Source organism: Bacillus sp. G1(2015b), from assembly GCF_001482475.1.
GTDB classification, from domain to species: Bacteria; Bacillota; Bacilli; order Bacillales; family Bacillaceae; genus Bacillus; species Bacillus safensis.
The window spans coordinates 132,790-156,473 of sequence record NZ_LKIC01000026.1 but is presented as its reverse complement, the minus strand read 5'-3'; the positions used below and the strand labels follow the sequence as shown (position 1 = coordinate 156,473).

Here is a 23,684-nt window from a genome sequence, read left to right as displayed (position 1 = left end):
TTTACTCTACACATGTGGCGATTTGATGTCAACCGCCTTTCTTAATTCAACGTGCTGATTGTTGGCAGTTTCTCGATCCCTGCAGCATAGTAGAAATTCAACACACTGAAGAAATCGATCGGCTTTCCTGTTTTTAAATCTACAGCTAAAATATGATCACCGTAATTTGTCATATCATCAATATCTAAGCGTCTTGGTGTCGTCTTCCCAAGTGTATCAACAAAGCTACTATGGTAGTACTGCCCGCTAGCAAACGATGATTCATGATACATAAATAAAGTCTCCACATCTAAATAGACGAGAATGGCCTCTGAGGAACTTGCGTATGGAGCAGAGTACGACACTGGTGCCGAAATACTTTTCACCTTCACACTGTCAACAGAATGAGTTCTCTGTTCATATTTTCCATCATATGAGAAGTAAAACACACGCTCCCATTTATAATCGGCGGTCTTAGATTGTTTGTTATACACTTTTGTACCATTTGCGAAAACATCCCCATTGGCATACGTAGCGACAAAGTATTGCAATGTTGATGACAGGGATTCAGCACCTGTGAAATTTGGTGGGTTTTTTGCATTCACCTGTAATGTATATGAGTCTCCAAAGTCTCCACCGCTGGTAATACCAAACGCATAATCACCCGCTGGTAAATTGCTTAACGCGAGCAGACTGCCTGCCGGTTGAATAAGATCCGTTGGGTAGGCTTGTCCTGTTTCATAATCAACAACAAACAATTGAACGAAATAATCAGGGTTTGAAGAGGTAATCCGGCTGATGAGTGCCTGAGGTGAAGATGTGCTTAAAAACCATAAATCAACTGGGTCGTCCTCTGTTAAGACAGCCGATTGATTTATGGCTAGTCCATCAATGGAGCGAACGGCAGACGTGCGCATTTTGCCATCTTTAGCAGCTTTTCGTTTGATACTGATTCCTTTCTTCTTATTCACTTTAAATGATTTTTTCACTTGCTTCTGTTGGATAGCGGTTCCTTCATCCTGCTTTAAAAACGACTCTTGCACTTGCTGAATCGCTTTTTCTGTCAGTGGTGATCGTTTCCCACTTGATTTTGGTGCTCCTTCTGCTTTTAATGCTGGTGAAAACAGACCTGTTGCGACGAGTAAAACAGACAGTAAAGCTGCAGTGATTTTGACATAAAATGCTCTCACAGGAACATCCCCTTTTCCTCATTTGGGTTTTTTACCCTGTGATAATTTTACCATTATTCCAATCATTGTTTTGGTCTTTTTTGGGACATTTTTATAACAAAAAAACCAGCCGCATGAGTAACGGCTGGTTTTTGAACGTTTTATGCAATAGTTTTGACAAACAAACGTGCTGTTTCTGCACTTGATCCGGGGTTTTGTCCAGTAATGATTTGTCCGTCAACGACAGCAAATGACGCAAAGGCATCTCCTTTTTCAAACGCTGCCCCCTGCTCACGAAGTTTTGTTTCCAATAAAAATGGAACCTTTGATGTCAGCTGCACGGCTTCCTCTTCTTCGTTGGTAAAGCCTGTGATTTTTTTGCCTTCGATAAATGATTTGCCATTTTTGTCCTTCACATCAACGAATGCTGAAACACCATGACAAACGGCTCCGATCGCACCATTTTTATCTGAAACCGCTAAGATCGCATCCGCTACCAATTGATTAGACGCAAAGTCGATCATAGGGCCGTGTCCCCCAGCAAAGAAAATGCCGTCATAATCAGCTGGATTCACATCTGTAAGCGCCTTTGTGTCTTGAAGTCGTTCATACACATCTTGATATTGCGCTGGGACACCTTCAGGAATTGAATTTTTGTCAATTGGTACAGTGCCACCTTGAATAGAGACAATTTGTACTTCTAGTTCATTTTCTTTAAAAATATGAAATGGCTCTGCTAACTCTTCTAACCATAAGCCTGTTGGATGTCCATTCATTTCTGGGCTGCTTGTCGATACTAATAACACTTTCTTACTCATCTTGATCATCCTTTCGATTTATCCTGTGGTTATTTTATATTTTGCACAATTAAATATCAAGCAATATGACTTTGGGTCAATTCTTTATGTTATACCCGATTTTCTAAAAAATATGGTATGACTCAAAATCTAATCAATATGTCACATTCTATTGGTAGGGAATTTCATGTAAAATTGTCATTGAGTGATATAATATGAGGAAAGATTGACAGATCTCTCGTGTCACATGAGGGGATTTTTAAAGGAGTGGAAAAAGAGATGAAAACCTATTCGATTGTGATGATCATCATCACGCTCTGTATTATATTGGCCGTCTTTTTAATGAACCTAACAGGGGTCATGTACGGAAAAATCATTTTGGCCGTTGCTGTTGCCCTTTGTCTGACATCCATTATTCGTTTGATGGGACTTCGAAAAAGATAAAAGCCGCCCTTTCTAGGGGCGGCTTTATTTAAGATTAGATCGCCAGCATCAGTGCAATTAATGCAAGAAGCGCTGGTACTCCTTGTTTGATGATAATTGATTTATTGGATGTTACACCGCCAAATACTGCTGCGATGATGACACAAAGAATGAAAAATAGCTGAATCATATATCCAACGGTATTCGATCCAAGAATGAGTCCCCAAATGAGTCCTGCTGCTAAAAACCCGTTATAAAGCCCCTGATTAGCAAACATCACTTTGACATTTGGATCTTTTTGCAAGTGTTCTGGCAGCTTAAAAGATCTCTTCGCCATCTTTGATTCCATAAAAAACATTTCTAATAACATGATGACAATGTGTTCTAATGCGACAATTCCTACTAAAATCATTGCTAAAATATTCAATTTAGTTAATTCCTTTCTGATAGACGGTCACGAATCTCTATTTTGTCCGTGTATAAATCGAAGTCTTGTATTAATTCTAGCGCTTCTGTAAAGCGACTTTGTGGAATGTCTTTCATTTTTCTCACGCCGAATTCCTTTTTAATAAAAGCCATGATGGTATTGATATGAAGCTTACCATGACCATCATACTCCAAATGGCTGCAAAAAGTCTGCATCGTCCCTCGAATCACCTTTAATTGCTTGGCAGTGACATAACTCATTGGTAACGCTCATCCTTTCCTTTGTTTTAACAGCTAAAAGAATCATGGTTGAAAGAAAAACCTTCCAGGCTCTATTATATAATGGTTTCATTCGGATATCAAAATAAAAAAGAACAGACATTCGATTAAAAACCAAATCGTGTCCTTATAATCCTTTTCTCACATATCAAAAAGCCGAATTCAATAGTAGAATCCGGCTTTCTATTTAGTTACTTTTCGAAATTAACACCTTTCCAACAGAACGATCCTTACTTTGTCCAACGACTTTAAAGGATAATCCATAGTTCGGTACATCGCGTCCTGCATCTGGGTTATTTGGATTCACATAGTTCTTTTTATCACTAAATGTACGAGTCGGGCGAATGTAGCGATCTTGCAAAGTTAAGCCCGTTGTTGCTGTATAATCGATATTCAGCTTCGTACTTGGATTCAAAGAGAATGCTGCATCATGTACTTGGAAGCCTGTGGCGGCAATGGAACCGTCACTCCATTTTAATACTTGCTGATCTGCATCTACTACGCCAAGGAAGCCGTTCCCCGGATGCTTTCCAACCCAGTTATCACTGTATGATTGATCGACTAACCACACGACCAAACCGTTATTATAGCTCATCAGACTTGCACCACGTTTAATATGCTTTAAGCCTTTATCGACATCAGCATAAGAGCGCCACTCTAGTAAATAGTATTGTGCTGCATATTGTTTTCCATTAGATTTTGAGAATCCATTAAAGGTAAAAGTAGATGTATCCTCGGCATCATCTGACCATACGTTCGTTCCATCTGCTTTGACGTTCAGATCATCTACAAATAAACCTGGAAGTGAATAGCCTGCATCGGTTGTGTAACGGAATTGCAGGTCGATTTTCTTCCCTGCATAAGCAGACAGGTCAAAGGATGCATCTACCCAGCCGTCTGATTTTCCATCGATGCCATTGCCTTCGTTTGCACCTGCTTCATTTCGATCATTCGTGATGTTACCCGCGATGGTCTTCCATTGATCAGTCCCTGTTTCACGCACTTCGACATACGCATAATCATAATCTTCTTCAATATCGTACCATGCTTTAAATGTCAGCTCTGCTTTGCTTCCTTTTGACAAATCAATACCTGTTGTCGTCATGGTTGCATTCAAATTGTCACCCGTTCCGCTGAAGTACGAATATTTTCCTTGAGCAGGTGTCGTAACGACAATCTCTTTATCTGGTAAATCGACTCGAACGGCGTCATGGTTCGTTCCTTTTGTTGCTGCTTCATCAATTAAGACGGTTTTGCTTTTCTTTAATGTTTTACCATCGATGGTTTGTCCAGAAAGCCAGTTGCCCCCATGCAGATTTTGAAGCATTTCTTTCGCATATGGGCTAAAGCCTGTTGGTTCCGTGCCAGGCACTTTACCTGCCCAGCTTCCGCTTGACATGATCGACCAGTAAGAAACGGGCTCTCCGTTGCCTGTGTACTGTGTATCGTACTCGTCAGGAAGACCAAGATCATGTCCGAATTCATGTGTAAACACACCTGCTGCGCCATCTTCAGGCTCAATGGTGTAATCCAATGCGCCTATTTTCCCGCCTTGTCCGACTTCAGATTCAGTATCCGGAATTTCAAATACATCACCAAGTGACCAGCGGTGTGACCAAATCGCATCAGCGCCAAGTTGTCCGCCGCCTGCTTCTTCACCTACACCCGCGTGAACGACCATCAGATGGTCAATGATGCCGTCTGGCTCGTTATAAACACCGTCGCCATCAATATCATAGCGGTCCCATTGATCATACTCGCCGAGATCAACATTTGGATCTTTTGCTGCTGCTTCGAGTGCTTCTTTTACCAATTCGCGCGGTCTGCCGTCACTGCCTGAATCGTCAGGTACGTTCCCGCCGTAATAAGCTGCTTCATGCTTCGCTGTATACCATCCTGCAACTGTTCCACTGACTGTGTAACTGCCGCCGGACTGCTTTTCATAATATTGCTTCATGGATACTTTTCGTTTCCCATCTGGACCGATGTAGCCATTTTTTCCGAAAAGCATATCTTGATAATGCTGTTGATCAAACTTGTCATAATACATATCAGTCTCTTCTTTTTTGATACTATTATGCTTATAATCTTTAAAATCTACTAATAAAACCAATACCTTATCATTGCGGACGTCACCTTTATACTTTTCCTTTTTGACCGGTTTTACTTGATTGCCTTCTTTTCCTTTATGCTTCTTTAACTTTTTCTTTTTGGCAAGTTTGTTATGTACCTCTTGTTTGTATTCTTTGAGGAATTCAGGCTCTTCTGTTAAAGTGCTGGCACTTTGTTTCATTGCCGATTCTTCTTTTTTCTTTAGATAGTTCTTTAATGCTTTTTGGGTTTCTGCCTCATTGGCATTCTTTTTGATCTTTCCTTGTTTTTTCAAGGCTTTGACGAGACGGTCTTCATTTACGACGCTTGAGTCAAATGGAATACCTGAATAGTGACCGCCGTCAGAGGATGTTGATTTTTCTGTGGTGTGGGCAGATAGAGGGGTGCTGAAAGCTGTCAATGTGCCTAAACTTAGCACAGCGGTTAGTGCAATTTTCGTCCATTTCCCTTGTTTCATATTGGTTCCTCCCTATTTTGGTAATAAATAATATCTAATTCTAGCATATTCCAATATAGTTAAGTCGAAAAACATTTTATTTTCAGAAATTTTGTGGAAAATGCACAATACGTGAATGAAATGGGTGGAACCATATGTCGAAAATAAAAGGACCCTAGGCGATAACCGCCTAGGGTGTTTGTTGTTTTTCTATGAAAGCTGCTGGCCTTGAAAGGCAACCACGTCAAGTGGAGCGGCTAAGAATTCTTTTGCCTTCGCTACGAACGCTTGGAAATGAGCACTTGCATTATGGCTTTGAACCGCTGCGTCATCTTTCCACACTTCTACCATTAAAAAGTTATTTTCCTTATCTGTATCCTTGAACAGCTTGTAGGAAACATTGCCTTCTTCAGCCTGTGAAGCTTTCATTAATTCATTGATTTCTTCTAAAAATACGTTTTCTTTTTCTGGATGAATGGTCATCCCTGCATGAATAATAATCATTTGATCGTCTCCTTTTGAAAAGATATTATTTCCACTCAGCAATACGATCAACCGGTAAACGGTAAGATGCATAGCCTTCGTCAGCTGCTTTCCCAATTGATAGCAGCATGACTGGTACATAACGTTCTTTATCCCAGCCAAATGTTTCAGCGATTACTTCTTTATCATATCCGCCAATTGGATTTGTATCATAACCGTGTGCACGTGCAGCAAGCATAAGCTGCATAGACACAATCCCACCGTCAATTAAAATTGTTTCGCGATTCACTTGCTCTGGAAGAACTTCAAAGTGTGCAGTTAATGCAGCAATTTGTCTTTCTTTCACTTCTTGCGGCATGTAGCCATGCTCTACTGCTTTTGAGTAAATTTCTTCTAAGTATTCATCGCTTTTCATATCTGCAAATACTGCAATGACAGCTGCTGATGTTGACACTTGTGTTTGGTTGAATTTTGCAAGTGGTGCAAGCTTTTCTTTCCCTTCTGGGCTGTCAATCACCATGAAGCGCCAAGGCTGTGCATTCACTGATGATGGTGCAGTTGTTGCTTCTTCTAAAATCTCTGTCATTTCTTCTTTGCTGATTTTCACAGATGGATCATAGTTACGAATAGAGCGGCGCCCTTTCATAATTTCCATAAAATCGTTTGTTTTTAATGTTGTAGCCATGTGTAACACTCCTTTAGGTTGTTTGAATCTTTTCGATGTTTTGTTGTATACGGATGAGCACATCAGTGAGAAGCCTTCGTTCTTCTTCACTTACGTTTTCAAGCATTTCTGAGATAAATCGTTCTTTTTCTATTTTAGAAGCTTCGATTCTTGTTCTGCCTTCGTCTGTTAAGCGAACAAGTGTGACTCGATTGTCTTCTGGTTTTCTTCTGCGTGTGACCATTCCTTTTGTTTCTAACTGTTTCAAGTGACGCGTCACAGCTGCACTATCAATATTTACTTTTTTCTGCAAATCTGATTGGCTGATTTCATCGGCTTGGAATAACAGCGATAACAACTCAAGTCTTGATTGGCTGATGCCCGTGCATGCTTCGAACTTCACGCCCATCATACGGTTCACGCACTGCAAACGATATAATACCTCTGCCTCTTCAGAGCAAAATGCAGTCAATGCCATCCCCTCTTTTCTATTCAGAAATCAATTACTTGATATATCAATCATTGACTCGTCAATTAATATACACCCATTATTTGATGATTGCAAGAGGTTTGTTTCATAAAGTGAATTTTTTTATTTCAATAGAAAATGACGAGCATAAAAAAAGACAAAAGCGACGAATCACTTTTGTCCTTTTTCTTTATTCAGTAATGACCGTGTGGATCAAAGTTGGTGCATCGGCATGATCAGCGATGCGGATGTTGTCATAAATTTTCTCCATGACATTTGCAACATCTTCTCGATTCGCATGCAGAGTCACAAGTGAATCTCCTTTTTCAACACGATCGCCCACTTTTTTGTTCAGCATGATGCCGACAGATAGGTCGATATCATCCTCTTTTGTTGCGCGTCCTGCTCCAAGGATCATCGCTGCAACACCGATTTCATCCGCGACGATTTCAGCTACGACACCTGATTCTTTTGCAGGTACTTCGATTTTGTAAGGTGCTTGCGGCAGTTTTTCAGGCTGATCCACAATGGAGCTGTCTCCACCTTGGTTTTCTAAGAATTCCTTGAATTTCTCAAGTGCTTTGCCGTTTTTCATCACTTCAATCAGCTTTTCTCTTGCTTCATCAAGTGTGTCTGCTTTTTTCGCAAGAACGACCATTTGACTTCCTAATGTGAGCACAAGCTCGTTTAAGTCTTCAGGACCTTCGCCTCGAAGCGTATCAATCGCTTCTTTCACTTCAAGGGAATTTCCAATCGCTAATCCTAGCGGCTGGGACATGTCAGAGATGACCGCCATCGTTTGTCTGCCTACGTTATTTCCGATGCGCACCATGGCTTTTGCAAGCTTCTCTGAGTCTTCTGGTGTTTTCATGAAAGCACCTGCGCCTGTTTTCACATCGAGTACAATCGCATCTGCACCAGCAGCAATTTTCTTACTCATAATGGAGCTTGCAATAAGCGGAATTGAGTTAACAGTTCCTGTCACATCACGAAGAGCATACAGCTTTTTATCAGCTGGTGTCAGGTTGCCTGATTGACCAATAACCGCTACTTTATGACGGTTCACGAGCTCGATGAATTCGTCTTTTGTAATTTCTACGTGGAAGCCTTTGACCGCTTCAAGCTTGTCCACTGTACCGCCTGTATGCCCAAGGCCGCGCCCAGACATTTTCGCAACAGGTACATCTAGTGCCGCAACAAGAGGAGCGAGTACAAGCGTAGTTGTATCACCTACACCGCCTGTTGAGTGCTTGTCTACTTTAATACCCTCAATAGCAGACAGGTCAATTGTATCTCCTGAGTTCGCCATAGCGAGTGTTAAATCTGCACGTTCTTGATCCGTCATATCTTGGAAGAAAATTGCCATAGCCAAGGCACTTGCTTGGTAGTCAGGAATTGTTCCGTCCGTATAACCTTTGACAAAGAAAGAAATTTCCTCTGAAGATAATTCTTTTCCGTCACGTTTTTTCGCAATGATATCTACCATTCTCATTGTTTTCACCATTCCTTTTTTTAAATTAGTAAATCAAACCGACAACGCCTGCTGTTAAGAAGCTGACAAGAGTTGCACCGAATAACAGCTTTAATCCAAAGCGTGCGACAACGTTCCCTTGCTTTTCGTTTAAGCCTTTGACTGCTCCTGCAATGATACCGATAGAAGAGAAGTTAGCGAATGATACAAGGAATACAGAAATGATCGCTTCTGTACGAGCACTGAATTGGAAAGCATCACCGGATAGAATTTGCATTGCCACAAATTCGTTAGATACCATTTTGGTCGCCATAATGCTTCCTGCTTGTACCGCTTCGCTCCAAGGAACACCAACAATGAACGCAAATGGAGCAAAGACATATCCAAGTACATCTTGGAAAGAAACACCGATGGCAGCTGTAAAGATACCGTTAATCATCGCAATTAATGCAACGAATCCAATTAACATTGCAGCAACAACAATCGCTACTTTGAAACCATCCATAATATATTCGCCAAGCATTTCGAAGAAGGATTGTCTTTCTTCCTCAACGACTTCAAGCATATCTTCGTCCTTAGATACTTCATATGGATTGATGATCGATGCGATAATAAATCCACCAAATAGGTTCAGCACAAGTGCTGTAACCACGTACTCTGGTTTAATCATTTGCATGTACGCACCAACAATCGACATCGAAACCGTCGACATTGCAGATGCACATAATGTATAAAGACGCTGCTGTGGTAATAATCCAAGTTGTTTCTTAATAGAAATAAAGACTTCTGATTGACCTAAAATCGCAGACGCTACTGCGTTGTAAGATTCTAGTTTTCCCATACCGTTTACTTTACTAAGCAAATATCCGATTCCACGTACGATAAGCGGAAGAATACGCCAATGCTGCAGGATACCGATTAACGCCGAGATAAAGACGATCGGCAGTAAAACATTGATGAAGAACGTAGACGCTTTATCATTCATTAACCCGCCAAATACAAAGTTGATTCCTTCGCCGGCATAGCCTAGAAGCATTTGGAATCCTTTTGCAAAGCCTCCGACTAGGAAGTTTCCAACACCTGTATTGAGCAGGATATAACCTAAAATAAATTGCAGTACAATCATGACAATTACTGGACGGAATTTCACTCGTTTTTTCCCATTACTAGCCAGCCATGCAATGGCGAGAATCACTAGCAAACCGATGATACCAATCACGTATTTCATGTTTTTCCTCCTTGAATGAATTCGTTTACATTAATGCGCTTGTATGGAACAAACCCTATTTCGTAAACAAAACGCGGAAGGAATTCCCAGAAGAGAGGTCCTTCCGCATATGACTTTTTCATCATTTATGAGTCATGAATGTTATCCTACCATAGGATCGTATGAATTAATAGTCTTTCGAAGGAGATGATTGATCCCCTTTGATAATGGAAACGCCTGCACTTGCGCCAATACGGGTAGCACCTGCAGCTGTCATTGCCTCAACGTCTTCTTTTGTTCTCACGCCGCCTGATGCTTTCACACCGATGTCAGGTCCTACTGTTTTACGCATTAATGCGATGTCCTCAGCTGTTGCACCGCCTGTACTAAATCCAGTCGATGTTTTCACAAAATCAGCGCCCGCTTTCACTGAAAGCTCACAAGCTTTGACTTTTTCTTCATCAGTAAGTAAACATGTTTCAATGATAACTTTCACTAATGCTTTGCCTTTTGCTGCGTCTACAACTGCACGAATATCTTGTTCAACCATATCATATTCGCCGTCTTTCAATGCCGCAACATTGATGACCATGTCCACTTCTGTTGCACCGTTTTCAATCGCATCCTTTGTTTCGAATGCTTTCACCGCTGTTGTGTTTGCGCCTAACGGGAAACCGATGACTGTACATACATCAACACCTGTTCCTGCTAGTTCTTTCGACGCAAGAGATACCCAAGTTGGGTTCACGCAAACAGATGCAAATTGATGAGTCTTTGCTTCTTCAAGTAACTGCATAATTGCAGCTCTAGATGTATCTGGTTTTAGTGCTGTATGATCAATGAGCTTTGCTATCGTCATGCTTCACACTTCCTTTTAATTATGATACTTTCATCATATATGACATATGAACAATTGTAAACATGGTTATGAAATTTTGTTCATCTATTTTGTGACATTTAAAAGAGCCCTCGCTGTGTGCTGATCGATGATCAATACATTCGCATATTTTCCTCTTAGTGCGCCGTGTATAGAAGCCACCTTTCGATGACCGCCAGCGACAAGAATGGATCGTTCTTTTGTCCTTAAATCATCTAGCTCCACACCAATTGTGCGATTGTTAATGGCTTTACTGCAAATGCGTCCATCTTGATCATAAAAACGCGAGCAAATGTCTCCGACACTGGATGCCTTGAGGAGCGCTTTTTCTTCTTCACGGAAATAACCTAGTCTAAACAAAAGTGCCTCATCTCTTACCGTTCCAACAGTAAACACAGCGATATTCGCCTGCTTGCCCATTTCAATAATTCGCTGAATGTGTCTGTCCTGCTCAACCATTTCCTTGACAGCAGCACTATCAAATACAACAGGAAGCGGCAAATAGCGCGGTGCTGTTTGAAAAGCCTCAGCAAACAACTGAATGGTTTCCGCAGAATATGTATTCACATGAGAATGGCTGATTCCGCCCTTGAGCTGGACAACCTCTACACCTTTTACCTGTTTAGGTTGCATCTTTTGTGCAATTTGATACATAGTCGTTCCCCAGCTCACGCCAACGATATCACCGTCTTTCACCGTTTCTTGCAAGTAATCTGCACCAAATCGGCTCAAATAATCGGTGATGGTTGGATAGTCGTCCTTTGGCGAAAACACCACATGAGCTTCGAGTAGGTCATATTTTTCCTTGAGCAATGAAGAAAGCTCGTTTAAATCCTCGAACGGATCCATCACCGTAATTTGGACGTATCCCTTCTCTTTCGCATATTGAAGCAGCCGAGATACAGTCGGTCTCGACAAGTTGAGCTGCTTGGCAATTTCCTGCTGGCTGTAATCAGACAAATAGTAAAGCCTTGCCGCTTCAATACTCAGCTGTTGTTTCTCTCGATCCATTCATACGCCCCCTTTTTTCTTCTATCATAACAAATCGTTCACCTCATCATGCACAAATGTTCATTTGAAGAAAACGGTATAAGCGGCATGAAAGGTCTCATTCTGTTCTAACGTTTGAATGCCAAACTTCTCTTTATACTGCCCATTCGTCCCTTCCATATCGGCGATGCCATACCACGGCTCAATACAAACAAAAGGAGCCATCGTTCCTTTTTCTTGGTCATAAGGCGACCAAATGCCCACGAACGGAAAACCAGTGAGATCGACCTCAACTCCGTGACCTGCCCCTGAAGTCAATGACACTCGATTGATATGGCTAAAGATCATCGCATCATGCTGAAAAAGCTCTGGCCGAAGCTGGATCGGCTCAATTTCAATGCCTTTTCTTTTCTCTCTGACAAGTGAATTCCGCAGTTCATATTGCACAGGGAGATGTTCAGTGGAAGGTGTCAATGTGAGTGAATAATCTGCTGCTTGCTCACCTTCAACAAGAGGAACACGAAATGCTGGGTGCCCTCCAATGGAGAAATACATCGTATCATCTCCGTCATGATCAATTTCCCAGGAAATCTTCAGTCCATTTTCCAATAGTTCATAACGAATACGTGCTGTAAATTCATACGGGTATTGCTTCACGTGCCGGCCTCTTGATTCATATTGAAAGGTCACCTTATGCTCCGTTTCTTCATATAAATCAAAATTGACATCACGCAAAAATCCATGCTGCGTGAGCTCGAAGGTTTGATCGTCAATATTGTATTGATCATTCATTAATCGCCCAACAATCGGAAACAAGACAGGCGACACCCTGCCCCAATAAGCTGGATCACCAGACCACATATAGTGACGCCCGCTTTTCTTGTCAAGCACCTCCCTGACTTCCGCTCCCTTTTCATGAATCTGAACCAATAACTGATCATTTTCGATCGTTCTCATTCAACACATCCCCTTTCCTTCTACTTTTATTATGACAGGGATTTTGGTTTTGAGTATCAAATTCGACATCTCTTCACCCACCAATTCTTTTTTCGTATGAAAAAAATTTAAAAAAAGACAGAAATTCGCCAACAAAATGTAATGCTGATTCGTCTAATCTTATATAAAATAAAAGAATCGTTGCTCTTTTGAATGAACAACAAAAAGAAGCGTTTGACATTGATGGGGGATTCATTTTCATGAACAGCAAGGAAAATCGTTTTCGTTATATTTTAGGATTAGATGGACTAAGAGCCGTTGCTGTATTGGCAGTCATTGCTTATCACTTACATATCGGACCCGCAAGCGGCGGGTTTCTTGGCGTTGATTTATTTTTTGTCATTTCTGGTTACTTGATTACAACGATCTTGTTACATAAGCAGGATTTAGGCTATCAAGAGCTTTTGCCATTTTGGATGGGACGGATCAGGAGGCTTCTTCCAGCTGCTTACATCATGATTTTTATTACCGTCAGCTGGTGCGCGATTGCTGGTTCAAACGCATTATTGTCCATTCGTGGCGATGCCATATCGTCCTTTTTTTATGTCAGTAACTGGTGGTATATTTTTCACGAGCTTTCATATTTTGATAGCTTCAATGCTCTATCTCCACTGAAAAACTTGTGGTCTTTGGCAATTGAAGAGCAATTTTATATCATTTGGCCGGTCCTGTTGATTGCAGGGCTGAAATGGGTAAAAAACAGATCTCATCTGCCTATGATCACCTTTGGCCTAGCACTTGTCTCCGCCCTATGGATGGCGATTCTTTATTCACCAGATACCGATCCAAGCAGGGTTTATTATGGAACAGATACTCGTGCATTTGCGCTCCTGATTGGGTGCAGTCTGGCATTTGTGTGGCCTATGCAAAGACTATCCAGCAAGAAATTACTTCCTGTTGGCAGACGTATTTTACATATTGCCGGGTTCGGTTCGTTTGCGATTTTCCTTCTTTGTGTTTATGCAGTGGACGATTTTGATGCCTTTCTCTATCAGGGCGGCATGCTTTTATTCTGTCTGAATGCGGCCATCTTAATTGCGTGCGTCTGCCACCCTGCAAGTCTTATCGGGAAATGGCTGTCCTTTCAGCCGCTCGTCTGGCTTGGTAAGCGGTCTTATGGTATTTACCTATGGCATTATCCCATTATCGTACTGACCACACCGGTCATTGAAATTGGACAGCCTTCCATCGCGCGTGTCACATTGCAGCTCATCGCCATTTTACTAGTTGCTGAGGCTTCCTATCGCTTCATCGAACAGCCAATCCGCCAGCATGGCTTCAGACAATATTTTGCCTCTTGGTCTATTTGGAAAAAAGGCATCAAACAATGGTCTACATCTAATAAGGTGTTCCTGGGAATCACCGCAGCTCTTTTGATCTTATTTATCATTGGCATGTCTAACTCGTCCACTTCCTCCCCACATGTGAAGGAAGTGACGCAAATTAAGACAGCACCGAAAAAAACAGCCGAACCTTCTGAATCAAAAGCGAAAAAAAAGAAAGAAAAGCACGAGAAAAAAGCAGCTGATCAAAAACAATTTCACCAAATTCTTGCCATTGGTGATTCTGTCATGTTAGACATTGCGCCGAATCTTGAAAAAGCATATAAACAAATCACCATCGATGGGAAGGTTGGCAGACAGATGAACGAAGCCATCAGCATCGCCCCTCAATACAAATCATTTAATCAATCTGATGCCGCTGTTATCATTGAACTTGGCACAAATGGTTATTTTACTGAGGACACGCTGACAGCATTCATTCAAAACTTTTCAAAGGCACATATTTTCCTAGTGAATACGAGGGTCCCGAGGTCATGGGAAAATGATGTGAATGCGGTAATTCAGCGAGTGGCAGATCAAGAACAAAATGTCACCTTGGTTGATTGGCATTCAGCCGCTAGTGGACAGCCATCCTATTTCCAGCCTGATGGTGTTCACCTTTCAAAAAAAGGTTCTGACACATTGACACAGCTCATCACAGCGAGCATCAAGAAAAAAGGGGATGTGTCGACATCATCATAAAAAGACTAGCATCTGGATTGTCAATGTGAAGAAATTTGTGCAGGTGCTCTACTATGAAGCAAAACGTATTTTTATGGAAGATGGAAAAAGACATGCTCTCCCATGATGGGGCGTCATGTCTTTTTTTGTGATGGGGCACGGAGCTGCATTATGTTTTACTTTTAAAGGACCAAACTATTACAGGTATGAGAAATAAAGATAAAATTCCTCCGCTTAAAGATAATGTAGCATAACTCGTATTCGCAGCTACCATTCCTGAAAGAGCACCGCCAGCAGCACCTGCTAACGCAATAAAAACATCGAGTGTTCCTTGGATTTTGGCCCGGATTGATGGTTCTGTAGAATCAACTATTTGAGCCGTACCACTAATTAAACCAAAGTTCCATCCCAATCCAAGTAAAGACAGAGCAATGATTAATAAAATCATTGAATCACTTGGTGCGAATGCTGCTATTAAACCAGCAAGTAACAATGTTATGCCCGACGCTATGCTCATAGTTGTTCGTCCTAATTTATCTACAAGTACACCCGTGATAGGTGAAGGAAGATACATTGCACCTATATGAAAACCAATAACAATTCCCACTTCGGCTAATCCATAACCATGATGCTGCATATGTACCGGTGTCATGGTCATGAGTGCAACCATGACAATTTGAGTTAAGATCATAACCGTGGCACCTACTGTAATCCCTTTTTTATCTATTTTTTTATCAACAGCATCTGGTTGATTTCCATGCTCATGTTTTGCTTTGTAAGCTGCTATTCTTTGAGCAATAACTAACGGATCAGGACGCAGCAGAATAAAAAGGACAAGACCTGCTACAATAAATGCTGCGGCTGATAAAATAAAGGGACCCGCAAGTGATGGAACACCAATTGATACGGCGAATTTACCCATCATTTCAACTAAATTCGGACCTGCTACAGCTCCAAATGTCGTCATGACCATTGTCATACTAATGGCCGTTGCACGTTGTTTAGAATTCGCTAAGTCAGTCCCAGCATAACGAGCTTGTAAATTTGTGGCTGTTCCCGCACCGTAAATGAAGAGCGATGCAAATAATAAAATGACACTATTCATCATAGCTGCAATCACAACGCCAATTGCTCCGATCCCTCCAACAACAAAACCTGTCGATAAACCGATGCGTCGTCCATAACGTTGTGAAAGTTTTCCTACAATGAAAGCTGCCAAAGCCGACCCCAAAGTAAATAAAGCCATTGGAACTCCTGCATAGGCTTCAGTTCCAAGCATTTGTTGAGCTAAAAGGGCACCTACCGTAATCCCTGCGGCTAGTCCAGCCCCTCCAAATATTTGCGATAAACTAACTACGAACAATACTCGTTTATATAATTTTTTCAATTTTTGGGGTGAATCTATATAATTCTTAATGATATCTTGTTCTGTATTTAACACTTGTAAACACCCACTTGAAATTTATTTGCAAAACGTAACCTTTTTATCAAACCCGTCGTCTACAACCCTCCATTTTAATCACCCTATGTTCGTATTCTTTTATGCCGTTAAAAGGCTGGCTTTCAGCGCTAACACACGCTTTCCCTTCGTTTTTTGATCCACCAACGCAAATTCTCCATTCTCATACGCTAATGAAAATAATTGTTCGATATGAAACACACCTGTCTGAAACCGCCTGCTCAATAAATGTAGTGCTGCAGCAGAGGCGACTTGAGCTGTGGCTTGAGACTCATCATGCCCTTTTATCCCAAGCGCTGCTTGATGAATCTTGTTCCTCTCCATTCCTGTCGCCTCCACTTTCACTGCATATTGATCTGTTCCCATTTTAGCCGATTGTATCATGGAAATGGCTCTTTCCTTGATTTTCGGAACAGTGAGAAGTGACGTCATTCCAAGGCTCCTTGTGAAGGCAAATGCCAGCGTTGCCGCGCGAGAATCAAAACAAAGCCTTGTCGTCACAGAAGGCACGCTGAGTGTCAAAGGCAATGTCTGCTGATCGGAAAAGGGGAACTGATAGGCTTTCCTCTTTCCAAGTTTCACCCCAAAATCTATACGCTTGCCTCCAGTAAAGCTTTTGACGCTTTTACGTTGATGATGCTCAGTAAGGACATAGTCAGTATGGACATTGTCAAGCGTCCATTCAATGGCGGCTTTTCCATGCTGATCACCCAATCCAAGCATAATCCCTATATCTATTTGATTCACTGATGAGAGCATAGATGATGCTTTTGCTGCCAATAAATTCGTAAGGCCAGGCGCAAGCCCAACACTGAGTAAAGCCGTTGCACCGATGTACTGCTGATCCAGCTTTGCCACCTGTTCCATGTACGCCCCTTTCGCAGAGATATCTATATAATCAATACCTGACTGCAGAACTGTTTCAGCAAATGACGTGTCTTCTTGATCGAGACACATGATCACCAGCTTTGTGTGATCCACCCAGTCCGAAAATAACGGCTCACTGACATCAAGTTGATAGGGAAGAACCTTCCCTTTTGTCTGGCGTGAAAATTTCTCTGCCTTCTCATAGCTTCTGCCTGCTGCAACAACTTGACCGGGATACACTTCACTTAGCTGAAGACATATTTGCTGTCCAACATGTCCATAGCCGCCTATCACCATCACCTGTGTTCTCATTTCTCATCCGCCTCTCTACGATTCCGCTTGCAAACAAGCCCTTTGATCATTCCTGCCTGAAAATAAGGTCTGATGTCTTCAAATCCTGCTTTGATTAATTGCGCTTTTATTTCTTCCTCGGGAACAGGGTGTGTCGTCTGTCCCAGCCTGTTTTTAAAGGACGTAAACACCTCTTTTTCTAGGCCTTGCCGCTGCATGAAAAGAGAGAGCATGTGAAGCTCCTGTTGAAATGCATGGGACTTCATCTCGCCTTGTATAAATGCCAACATAAACGGTGCTTCTGGTTGAATCCTGCGGGCAACCTCGTTTAAAAAGAGCTGGCGCTTTTCTATAAAATGAATGACAAGCAAGCTCACTGCTGCATCGTAAACAGGTTCAGCTGAAACCTTATCTAATGAGACCTCATGCCATGTGACACGCGCCTCCATTTCTAGCTGTGCAACTCGTTGTTTCGCCATGTCCAGCATAGAAGGTGACGGATCGACCCCTGTGATGAGCCAGTCTTCTTTTCTTTGTAACATGTTGATGATCTCTTCGCCCCCACCTGCTCCGACAGTTAGAATACGAGAGCCCGCTTTCTTTATTTCAGTTTCTAATACATCTACTGTTAACTCATGCAAAAGGTGATAGCCGGGTACTTTATGTGAAATCGTCGCTGCATATGACTCAGCAACAGGATCGTGCCAATGCTGGTTTTCTTTCATGTCCTTCTCCTCCAGTTCCTTTCCGCTTTCCATCGTTTCCTGTACACTAACGATATGACATCTTTATTGTAAAAAGAGACACCAGAAAACACGATCCCTAAAAGTGGGGATTTTTGAGGAGGAGATCATGTGACCAATCCAGCCACTCATTTTCAGCAGCTGAGACAACACATTCGGGACGAACTTGCTGCCGTCCTTGATTTTGATGCCGCCTGTATCACGACCATTGATCCAGCCACTCTCCTCTCGACAGGTTCCTTCACAGATGAACCGATTGAAGAAATTCATGACCAGCTGTTTCAAAATGAGTTTTTAAAAAGGGACGTACATCAGCATGAGTTTCTAGCCAAAGGCCCAGTTCATGCTGCGAGCCTAGTCCAAAGCGGAGAATACCTTAGCAGTGAGCGCTACCAAAACATTTTGTTACCTAAAGGATGGTCTGATGAATTGCGGGCAGCTCTTGTAATTCAGGGGGAATGCTGGGGGATTGCCAGCCTCTATCGTCTAAAGGACAAGGAACCTTTTCAAGAAAAAGATATCCAAGCGGTCATCGAACAAACGCCCAGACTCGCAGCCAAGCTAAGAGATGAACTTTTCAAGAAAAGAGATACTGAAGAAGACGCGGCGGCGGAGCAACAAGGCTTCCTTATTCTTTCGCACGATTACAACCTTCTTTATGGAAATGAGACAGGTCTTCATTGGCTTCAGACGTTTCAAGCCTTTGAACAAATCCATGACAGGGCGGTCATGCCACGCCCGTTTAGAGCATTAGGGGCAAAACTTTTATACGGCGGTATTGAGCAAACAACGGCAAGCATGACGAGATTGCCTACGGGGTTGTTCCTCTCCCTTCAAGCCTTTCGATTAGCGCAGGCTGACAGGCAGGAGGAGGCTGTCATGATTCACATCAAACGAGCCCAAACAAATGATATTCTTCCTTATGCGGCGAAAACGTACAGACTGACAGAAAGAGAAATGAACGTCCTCGACTGCTTATTAAAGGGCCAGTCGACAAAGGAAATTGCGAGCACGTTATTTATTTCACCCCATACCGTTCATGATCATGTGAAAGCGATGCTGCAAAAGACGAATTTAAGCAGCAGACGTATGCTTGTTTACTTTTTCTCCAATATATAAAAAAGCGGCTACCGCACTGGTAGACCGCTCTGTTCTTATTTTCCTAAAACCAGCTCATGCAGCACATGTGCTACTCCGGCTTCATTATTAGATTTTGTTACAACATCTGCTACAGCTTTGACATCATCAATGGCATTTCCCATAGCGACGCCGCAGCCTGCAAACTCTACCATTGATATGTCGTTCCCGTTGTCACCAATGGCCATGACTTCTTCACGAGGAATTCCCAGCTCCTTCGCTAGAAGCTTCACAGCATTTCCCTTACTCACATCAGGATGCAGGATTTCAAGGAAGAAATCTGTACTTTTCACCATCATATACTTTTCCTTCACTTCAGACGGGATGGCTTGTATCGTTTTTTCCAAACGTTCTGGCTGATCAATATACATCATTTTCGGAAGTCTCATCGATGAATCTGCCTCTTCAACAGGCATATATTTCAGCGGCAGCTTTGTTAAATAGGCTTCATGCACTGTGTATTCACTAATATCGCGATTCGGTGTGTATAAATTGACCGAATCGAAATAATGCATCGGTGTATCCAGCTGACGGCTCAATTCATATAAAGAAGTTAAGTCATCATAGGATAATGTCAGCTCTGACACCACTTCATTTGTATGGCTGTTTTGAACAAGCGCTCCATTATAGGCGATCACATAATCTCCCTCTTGATCAAGCTGAAGATCAGCTAAATAGCGATTTACCCCGCCAATTGGCCGACCTGTACATAAGACAATTTTAATTCCTTCTGCCTTTGCCTGTTGAATGGCTTCAAACACTTCATCCGGCACCATATGTTGATCATTTAATAACGTACCATCCATATCAATTGCGACTAATTTATACATTCACTGGTCCCCTTTTCTCAGCAAAAACGTGCTGTCACTATTTTGAGCCACCACTCCCATGATGACAGGTTATTTCATTACTATTTACCTATTTTAGCCTATCGTTTTTTCTTCACGCTGTCTACTTGTTCATATCTGTAACAAATATCACATGAGTCTACTCTATTATAACGTATTCTTTTCATCGTGCTGATCCCCCATTTACAACAAGTAAAATAGACCAATTGTTCACCACTATAGAATGTTTTGAAACTAGCAAATCTAATTGTATGATGGATAGCAAAGAAAGGAGGTGCAGGGAATGATTACGTTTACGAGAGGTAAATTGTCAAAGATGTCTGGAGTACATATTGAAACCATTCGTTTTTACGAAAATGAAGGGGTGCTCCCAGAGCCCAAAAGAGCGCATAACGGCTATCGTCTATATGATAAAAAATATGTACTCATGCTATCATTTATCACCGAAGCGAGAAAGCTAGATTTCTCCCTAAAAGAAATTCGTGAAATTATCAAATCACTTTTCGAAAAACAGTCAAAAACAGAAGCTGAACAGCTGCTCGAGCAAAAAGTCGAAGATATTCAACACTCTATTCAAGAGTTAAAAAAAAGGAAGGCAGCTATTCAATTGTTAACAAAGCAAACATTAGCAAACATCAGCTGATTGTAAGGGCTACCAAAGGTGTGCCGGTCTTGGTCACTGGCACACCTTCGCTCAGGTATCTCATTACACGTCCAATGAGAACATCGGTTATACTAGAGACAGCTTAAACGAGTGGAAGGGGTTTTGGAGAATGAACATCGCAACCATTGGATCAGGTATCATTGTGGAAGGCTTCCTGCAAGCCATTGACCAGCTCGAAGGTGCTTCTTGCCACGCTGTCTATTCAAGAAAGGAAGAAACGGCAAAGAAGCTCGCAGACAAATTTGGGGTGCAGACAACTTATACGGATCTTACCGCTATGCTAGAAGATCCTCACGTAGAAGCCGTTTATATCGCGTCACCGAATCGTTTACATAGCGAGCATGCAACGGCTGCATTGAAACACGGAAAACATGTGATATGCGAAAAGCCTTTCACCTCAAATGTTAAAGAGCTGGAAGCCTTAATCGCTCTCGCAAAGGAAAAGCAGCTTCTCCTATTTGAAGCCATTACGACCGTTCATATGCCAAACTATCATTTAATCAAAAAGCATCTTCATCAATTAGGTAAAATCAAACTGGTTCAATGCAATTATAGTCAATATTCAAGCAAATATAATCAGCTGCTAGCCGGCGAAACGCCAAATGTCTTTAACCCTGCGTTCTCTGGAGGAGCGCTGATGGATATTAATATCTATAATGTCCATTTCATCATGAATCTCTTTGGATCACCAGAGCAGGTCCGATATCAGGCAAACCACCATCCAAACGGTATTGACACATCTGGTGTTTTGACGTTCACTTACAATGATTTTATTGCGACAAGTGTGGGCAGTAAGGATACAAGCAGCATGAACTTTGCATTGATTCAAGGAGAAAAAGGCTTCATTCATGTGAAAAATGGGGCGAATGGATGTGAGGAAGTGCTGCTGCATGTTGATGACAGGGTCGTCTCACTCAATGCACAAACGAATCCAAACCGTCTGTTTTATGAGGCTGAAGCTTTCCAGCATATTATTGAAACAGAAAATCACGAACAATGCTATGCATGGCTTGATGAAAGTCTCTCCGTGATGAAAGTCCTTGACGCTGCAAGAAAAGATGCAGGTATTGTTTTCCCAGCAGATCAATTTTAATGAAAAAACCGCCTTCGACGAGAGGGCGGTTTTTGACGATTAAATACTCTTTGAATACGCCACAAGACGCTGAGACATGTGATTCACTTCATCGACTGCAGCGTTCACCTGCTCTGTTAAAGCAGCCTGAGTTTGCGTAAGAGCTGTCATATTCGAGATATTTTCAAGAATTTCATCAATTTGTGTTTTCATATCCGTTAAACTAGATTCGATATTTTCCGTTGCATTGGCACTATGCAGCGCCAGCTTTCGCACTTCATCTGCAACGACAGAGAATCCACGTCCCTGTTCACCAGCTCTAGCTGCTTCAATCGCAGCATTTAGACCAAGCAGGTTCGTTTGGTTCGCCACTTCTTTGATTAAGTCAGAAATATTTTTCGTCTCATCTGCACTATTTTTTGCTAAGTGGGCGGCAGACGTTGACTGCTCTTGAGCAACAGCAAGCTCCTGTGCTTGATTTGTCACAGAGCTAATGCCCGATACCATCTCGCTAATAGAACTTGAAAGCTGTTCTACTTGTGAAGCCATTTCATCCGCTGTTTTCTCTTTGTTTTTTTCTAACGTGATGTCACGAATAGTTCCTGCCACACGAAGAGGAACACCTTTTTCATCACGAATGGTTTCACCACCCGCATGATACCAGCGGTACTCACCATTTTTACTCTGTAATCTGTAATCAATGTCGAATGGTGTACGGCCAGAGTGGTCATTTAAATGATCTGCAAAAGCTTGGAGTGCCATTTCTTGATCCTCAGGATGCAGACGATCGCTCCAGCTGCTCAGAACATTCGGGAAATCTTTTTCATCCTTAAAGCCAAGAGTTGATCTGAACTGCGGAGACCACCAGAATTCGTTATTTGGATTGACTGGATCACCGGCCTCTACCACCATGTCCCAAGGAGCTTCAACAAGCGCACGGTTGATTAAGTCATATCTTGTGACGAATGCTTTCAGCTCTTCTTCTTTCAATTTCTGATCATGAATATCAAAAAGAGCTCCCGCCACACGAAGAGGGACACCATTTCGATCACGAACGGTCGTTCCAGTTGCTTTGAACCAGCGATAATCTCCGTTTTTTAACTTTAAGCGATATTCGATATCATACGGCGTACGCCCCGAATGGTCCAATAAATGCGAAGCAAATGCATCTAATGTATATTCTTGTTCATCCGGATGAATTCGAGATGCCCAGCTGTCTAATAGATTTGGAAAATCGTGCTCATTTTGAAAGCCGAGCATTTTGCGGAATTCATCCGTCCATGTAAATTCATTTTTTGGATTGACCGGGTCTCCAGCGATGACGACCATATCCCATAAGCCAACTTTAATGGCTTTTGTCACTAATTCCACCCTCATTTGAATATTTTCATTTGCTTCTTGCATCTTTTGCAAAGCTTCATTAATTTGCGCTACCGCTTCTATCGTTTGGCTTGAAGAGAATGCAGCAGTGTCTAGTCTTGCTGAAAGGTCTCCTTTTTCGATTTTTTCTATTAATTGGCTGCTTTCACTCAGAAGGATTCCAGACGATGAGTCATTTCCTTTTCTCTTAAACATCTTTCATAACTCCTTTCAACTCTTGCGTTTTTGAAATATTTTACAGTTATAAACAATTCTTTATTAGGACTTTAGTAATACAAAAGATATATCGACAAAAACAGACAATTGTTTATGTCATAATGAAGGCAAATGTTTATTTTTTCATGGGATTTCATATGTTGGATTTGGATGAAGGAAGTGTTTTATGGAGTTATGTGGGTAAAATGATAGAATCAACCTCTGTTTTTGTCTGAAAAATCTCTTT

General features: G+C 41.8%; 22 protein-coding genes and 1 pseudogene. 5 read left to right on the top strand and 18 right to left on the bottom strand.

What is annotated here, in order from left to right; genetic code table 11:
* Nucleotides 1–41: 41 nt before the first annotated feature.
* Both AMR95_RS12320 and AMR95_RS12315 read right to left on the bottom strand, forming a co-directional pair.
* Nucleotides 42–1,169: a hypothetical protein gene (locus AMR95_RS12320; RefSeq protein ID WP_058838426.1), complete on the bottom strand. Its 1,128-nt coding sequence runs from the start codon at nucleotides 1,167–1,169 to the stop codon at nucleotides 42–44.
* A gap of 140 nt (nucleotides 1,170–1,309) precedes the next feature.
* Nucleotides 1,310–1,966, bottom strand: coding sequence for a type 1 glutamine amidotransferase domain-containing protein (locus AMR95_RS12315; protein ID WP_058838425.1), 657 nt, complete (start codon nucleotides 1,964–1,966; stop codon nucleotides 1,310–1,312).
* 258 nt (nucleotides 1,967–2,224) lie between these two features.
* Between AMR95_RS12315 and AMR95_RS19250 the strand changes: the two genes are divergently transcribed.
* Nucleotides 2,225–2,389, top strand: coding sequence for a hypothetical protein (locus AMR95_RS19250; RefSeq protein WP_003214630.1), 165 nt, complete (start codon nucleotides 2,225–2,227; stop codon nucleotides 2,387–2,389).
* Between the two features lie 34 nt (nucleotides 2,390–2,423).
* Here the strand turns inward: AMR95_RS19250 and AMR95_RS12310 are convergent, their stop codons facing one another.
* The 11 genes and pseudogenes from AMR95_RS12310 to AMR95_RS12260 form a co-directional block, all read right to left on the bottom strand.
* Entirely contained in the window at nucleotides 2,424–2,795 is a 372-nt protein-coding gene (locus AMR95_RS12310) for a DUF1304 domain-containing protein (RefSeq protein WP_034281380.1), read from the bottom strand.
* 5 nt (nucleotides 2,796–2,800) lie between these two features.
* Nucleotides 2,801–3,055 (bottom strand): ORF6C domain-containing protein, encoded by a 255-nt coding sequence (locus AMR95_RS12305; protein ID WP_039182618.1) that lies wholly within the window; start codon nucleotides 3,053–3,055, stop codon nucleotides 2,801–2,803.
* Nucleotides 3,056–3,260: 205 nt separating this feature from the next.
* Nucleotides 3,261–5,642, bottom strand: a complete 2,382-nt coding sequence (locus tag AMR95_RS12300; protein WP_058838424.1) for an immune inhibitor A domain-containing protein — start codon at nucleotides 5,640–5,642, stop codon at nucleotides 3,261–3,263.
* Between the two features lie 189 nt (nucleotides 5,643–5,831).
* On the bottom strand, nucleotides 5,832–6,125 hold the full coding sequence (locus AMR95_RS12295; protein WP_058838423.1) for a putative quinol monooxygenase: 294 nt from the start codon (nucleotides 6,123–6,125) through the stop codon (nucleotides 5,832–5,834).
* A 25-nt stretch (nucleotides 6,126–6,150) separates the two neighbouring features.
* Nucleotides 6,151–6,789 (bottom strand): nitroreductase family protein, encoded by a 639-nt coding sequence (locus AMR95_RS12290; protein WP_039182629.1) that lies wholly within the window; start codon nucleotides 6,787–6,789, stop codon nucleotides 6,151–6,153.
* A gap of 13 nt (nucleotides 6,790–6,802) precedes the next feature.
* Nucleotides 6,803–7,287: pseudogene (locus AMR95_RS12285) on the bottom strand (MarR family winged helix-turn-helix transcriptional regulator).
* A 140-nt stretch (nucleotides 7,288–7,427) separates the two neighbouring features.
* A complete protein-coding gene (locus AMR95_RS12280) occupies nucleotides 7,428–8,729 on the bottom strand; it encodes a pyrimidine-nucleoside phosphorylase (RefSeq protein ID WP_039182634.1) in 1,302 nt (433 codons plus the stop codon).
* A gap of 25 nt (nucleotides 8,730–8,754) precedes the next feature.
* Nucleotides 8,755–9,936, bottom strand: a complete 1,182-nt coding sequence (locus AMR95_RS12275; RefSeq protein WP_058838422.1) for a NupC/NupG family nucleoside CNT transporter — start codon at nucleotides 9,934–9,936, stop codon at nucleotides 8,755–8,757.
* Between the two features lie 166 nt (nucleotides 9,937–10,102).
* The gene (deoC, locus tag AMR95_RS12270) at nucleotides 10,103–10,774 is read right to left on the bottom strand and encodes a deoxyribose-phosphate aldolase (protein ID WP_058838421.1); all 672 of its coding nucleotides are present in this window, start codon (nucleotides 10,772–10,774) and stop codon (nucleotides 10,103–10,105) included.
* Between the two features lie 84 nt (nucleotides 10,775–10,858).
* A complete protein-coding gene (locus AMR95_RS12265; RefSeq protein ID WP_058838420.1) occupies nucleotides 10,859–11,803 on the bottom strand; it encodes a sugar-binding transcriptional regulator in 945 nt (314 codons plus the stop codon).
* A 60-nt stretch (nucleotides 11,804–11,863) separates the two neighbouring features.
* On the bottom strand, nucleotides 11,864–12,739 hold the full coding sequence (locus AMR95_RS12260; RefSeq protein ID WP_058838419.1) for an aldose 1-epimerase family protein: 876 nt from the start codon (nucleotides 12,737–12,739) through the stop codon (nucleotides 11,864–11,866).
* A 239-nt stretch (nucleotides 12,740–12,978) separates the two neighbouring features.
* Between AMR95_RS12260 and AMR95_RS12255 the strand changes: the two genes are divergently transcribed.
* The gene (locus AMR95_RS12255; RefSeq protein WP_058838596.1) at nucleotides 12,979–14,802 is read left to right on the top strand and encodes an acyltransferase family protein; all 1,824 of its coding nucleotides are present in this window, start codon (nucleotides 12,979–12,981) and stop codon (nucleotides 14,800–14,802) included.
* A gap of 148 nt (nucleotides 14,803–14,950) precedes the next feature.
* On the opposite strand, the gene AMR95_RS12250 is transcribed toward AMR95_RS12255, so the two are convergent.
* The 3 genes from AMR95_RS12250 to AMR95_RS12240 form a co-directional block, all read right to left on the bottom strand.
* Nucleotides 14,951–16,222: an MFS transporter gene (locus tag AMR95_RS12250; protein ID WP_058838418.1), complete on the bottom strand. Its 1,272-nt coding sequence runs from the start codon at nucleotides 16,220–16,222 to the stop codon at nucleotides 14,951–14,953.
* A 99-nt stretch (nucleotides 16,223–16,321) separates the two neighbouring features.
* On the bottom strand, nucleotides 16,322–17,419 hold the full coding sequence (locus tag AMR95_RS12245; RefSeq protein WP_058838417.1) for a saccharopine dehydrogenase family protein: 1,098 nt from the start codon (nucleotides 17,417–17,419) through the stop codon (nucleotides 16,322–16,324).
* Nucleotides 17,416–18,123 carry a class I SAM-dependent methyltransferase gene (locus AMR95_RS12240; protein WP_058838416.1) on the bottom strand — a complete coding sequence of 236 codons (708 nt, stop codon included), beginning with the start codon at nucleotides 18,121–18,123 and terminating at the stop codon, nucleotides 17,416–17,418. The genes AMR95_RS12245 and AMR95_RS12240 overlap by 4 nt, the downstream gene beginning before the upstream one ends.
* A gap of 129 nt (nucleotides 18,124–18,252) precedes the next feature.
* Between AMR95_RS12240 and AMR95_RS12235 the strand changes: the two genes are divergently transcribed.
* Nucleotides 18,253–19,260, top strand: a complete 1,008-nt coding sequence (locus AMR95_RS12235) for a helix-turn-helix transcriptional regulator (protein WP_058838415.1) — start codon at nucleotides 18,253–18,255, stop codon at nucleotides 19,258–19,260.
* A gap of 35 nt (nucleotides 19,261–19,295) precedes the next feature.
* Here the strand turns inward: AMR95_RS12235 and yidA are convergent, their stop codons facing one another.
* On the bottom strand, nucleotides 19,296–20,108 hold the full coding sequence (gene yidA, locus AMR95_RS12230) for a sugar-phosphatase (RefSeq protein WP_058838414.1): 813 nt from the start codon (nucleotides 20,106–20,108) through the stop codon (nucleotides 19,296–19,298).
* A 301-nt stretch (nucleotides 20,109–20,409) separates the two neighbouring features.
* On the opposite strand from yidA, the gene AMR95_RS12225 reads away from it, so the two are divergent.
* Together AMR95_RS12225 and AMR95_RS12220 are read left to right on the top strand one after the other, a co-directional pair.
* Entirely contained in the window at nucleotides 20,410–20,769 is a 360-nt protein-coding gene (locus AMR95_RS12225) for a MerR family transcriptional regulator (RefSeq protein ID WP_039182663.1), read from the top strand.
* A gap of 130 nt (nucleotides 20,770–20,899) precedes the next feature.
* Nucleotides 20,900–21,883, top strand: a complete 984-nt coding sequence (locus AMR95_RS12220; protein ID WP_039182665.1) for a Gfo/Idh/MocA family protein — start codon at nucleotides 20,900–20,902, stop codon at nucleotides 21,881–21,883.
* A 39-nt stretch (nucleotides 21,884–21,922) separates the two neighbouring features.
* On the opposite strand, the gene AMR95_RS12215 is transcribed toward AMR95_RS12220, so the two are convergent.
* Nucleotides 21,923–23,437: a methyl-accepting chemotaxis protein gene (locus tag AMR95_RS12215; protein WP_058838413.1), complete on the bottom strand. Its 1,515-nt coding sequence runs from the start codon at nucleotides 23,435–23,437 to the stop codon at nucleotides 21,923–21,925.
* Nucleotides 23,438–23,684: the final 247 nt, after the last annotated feature.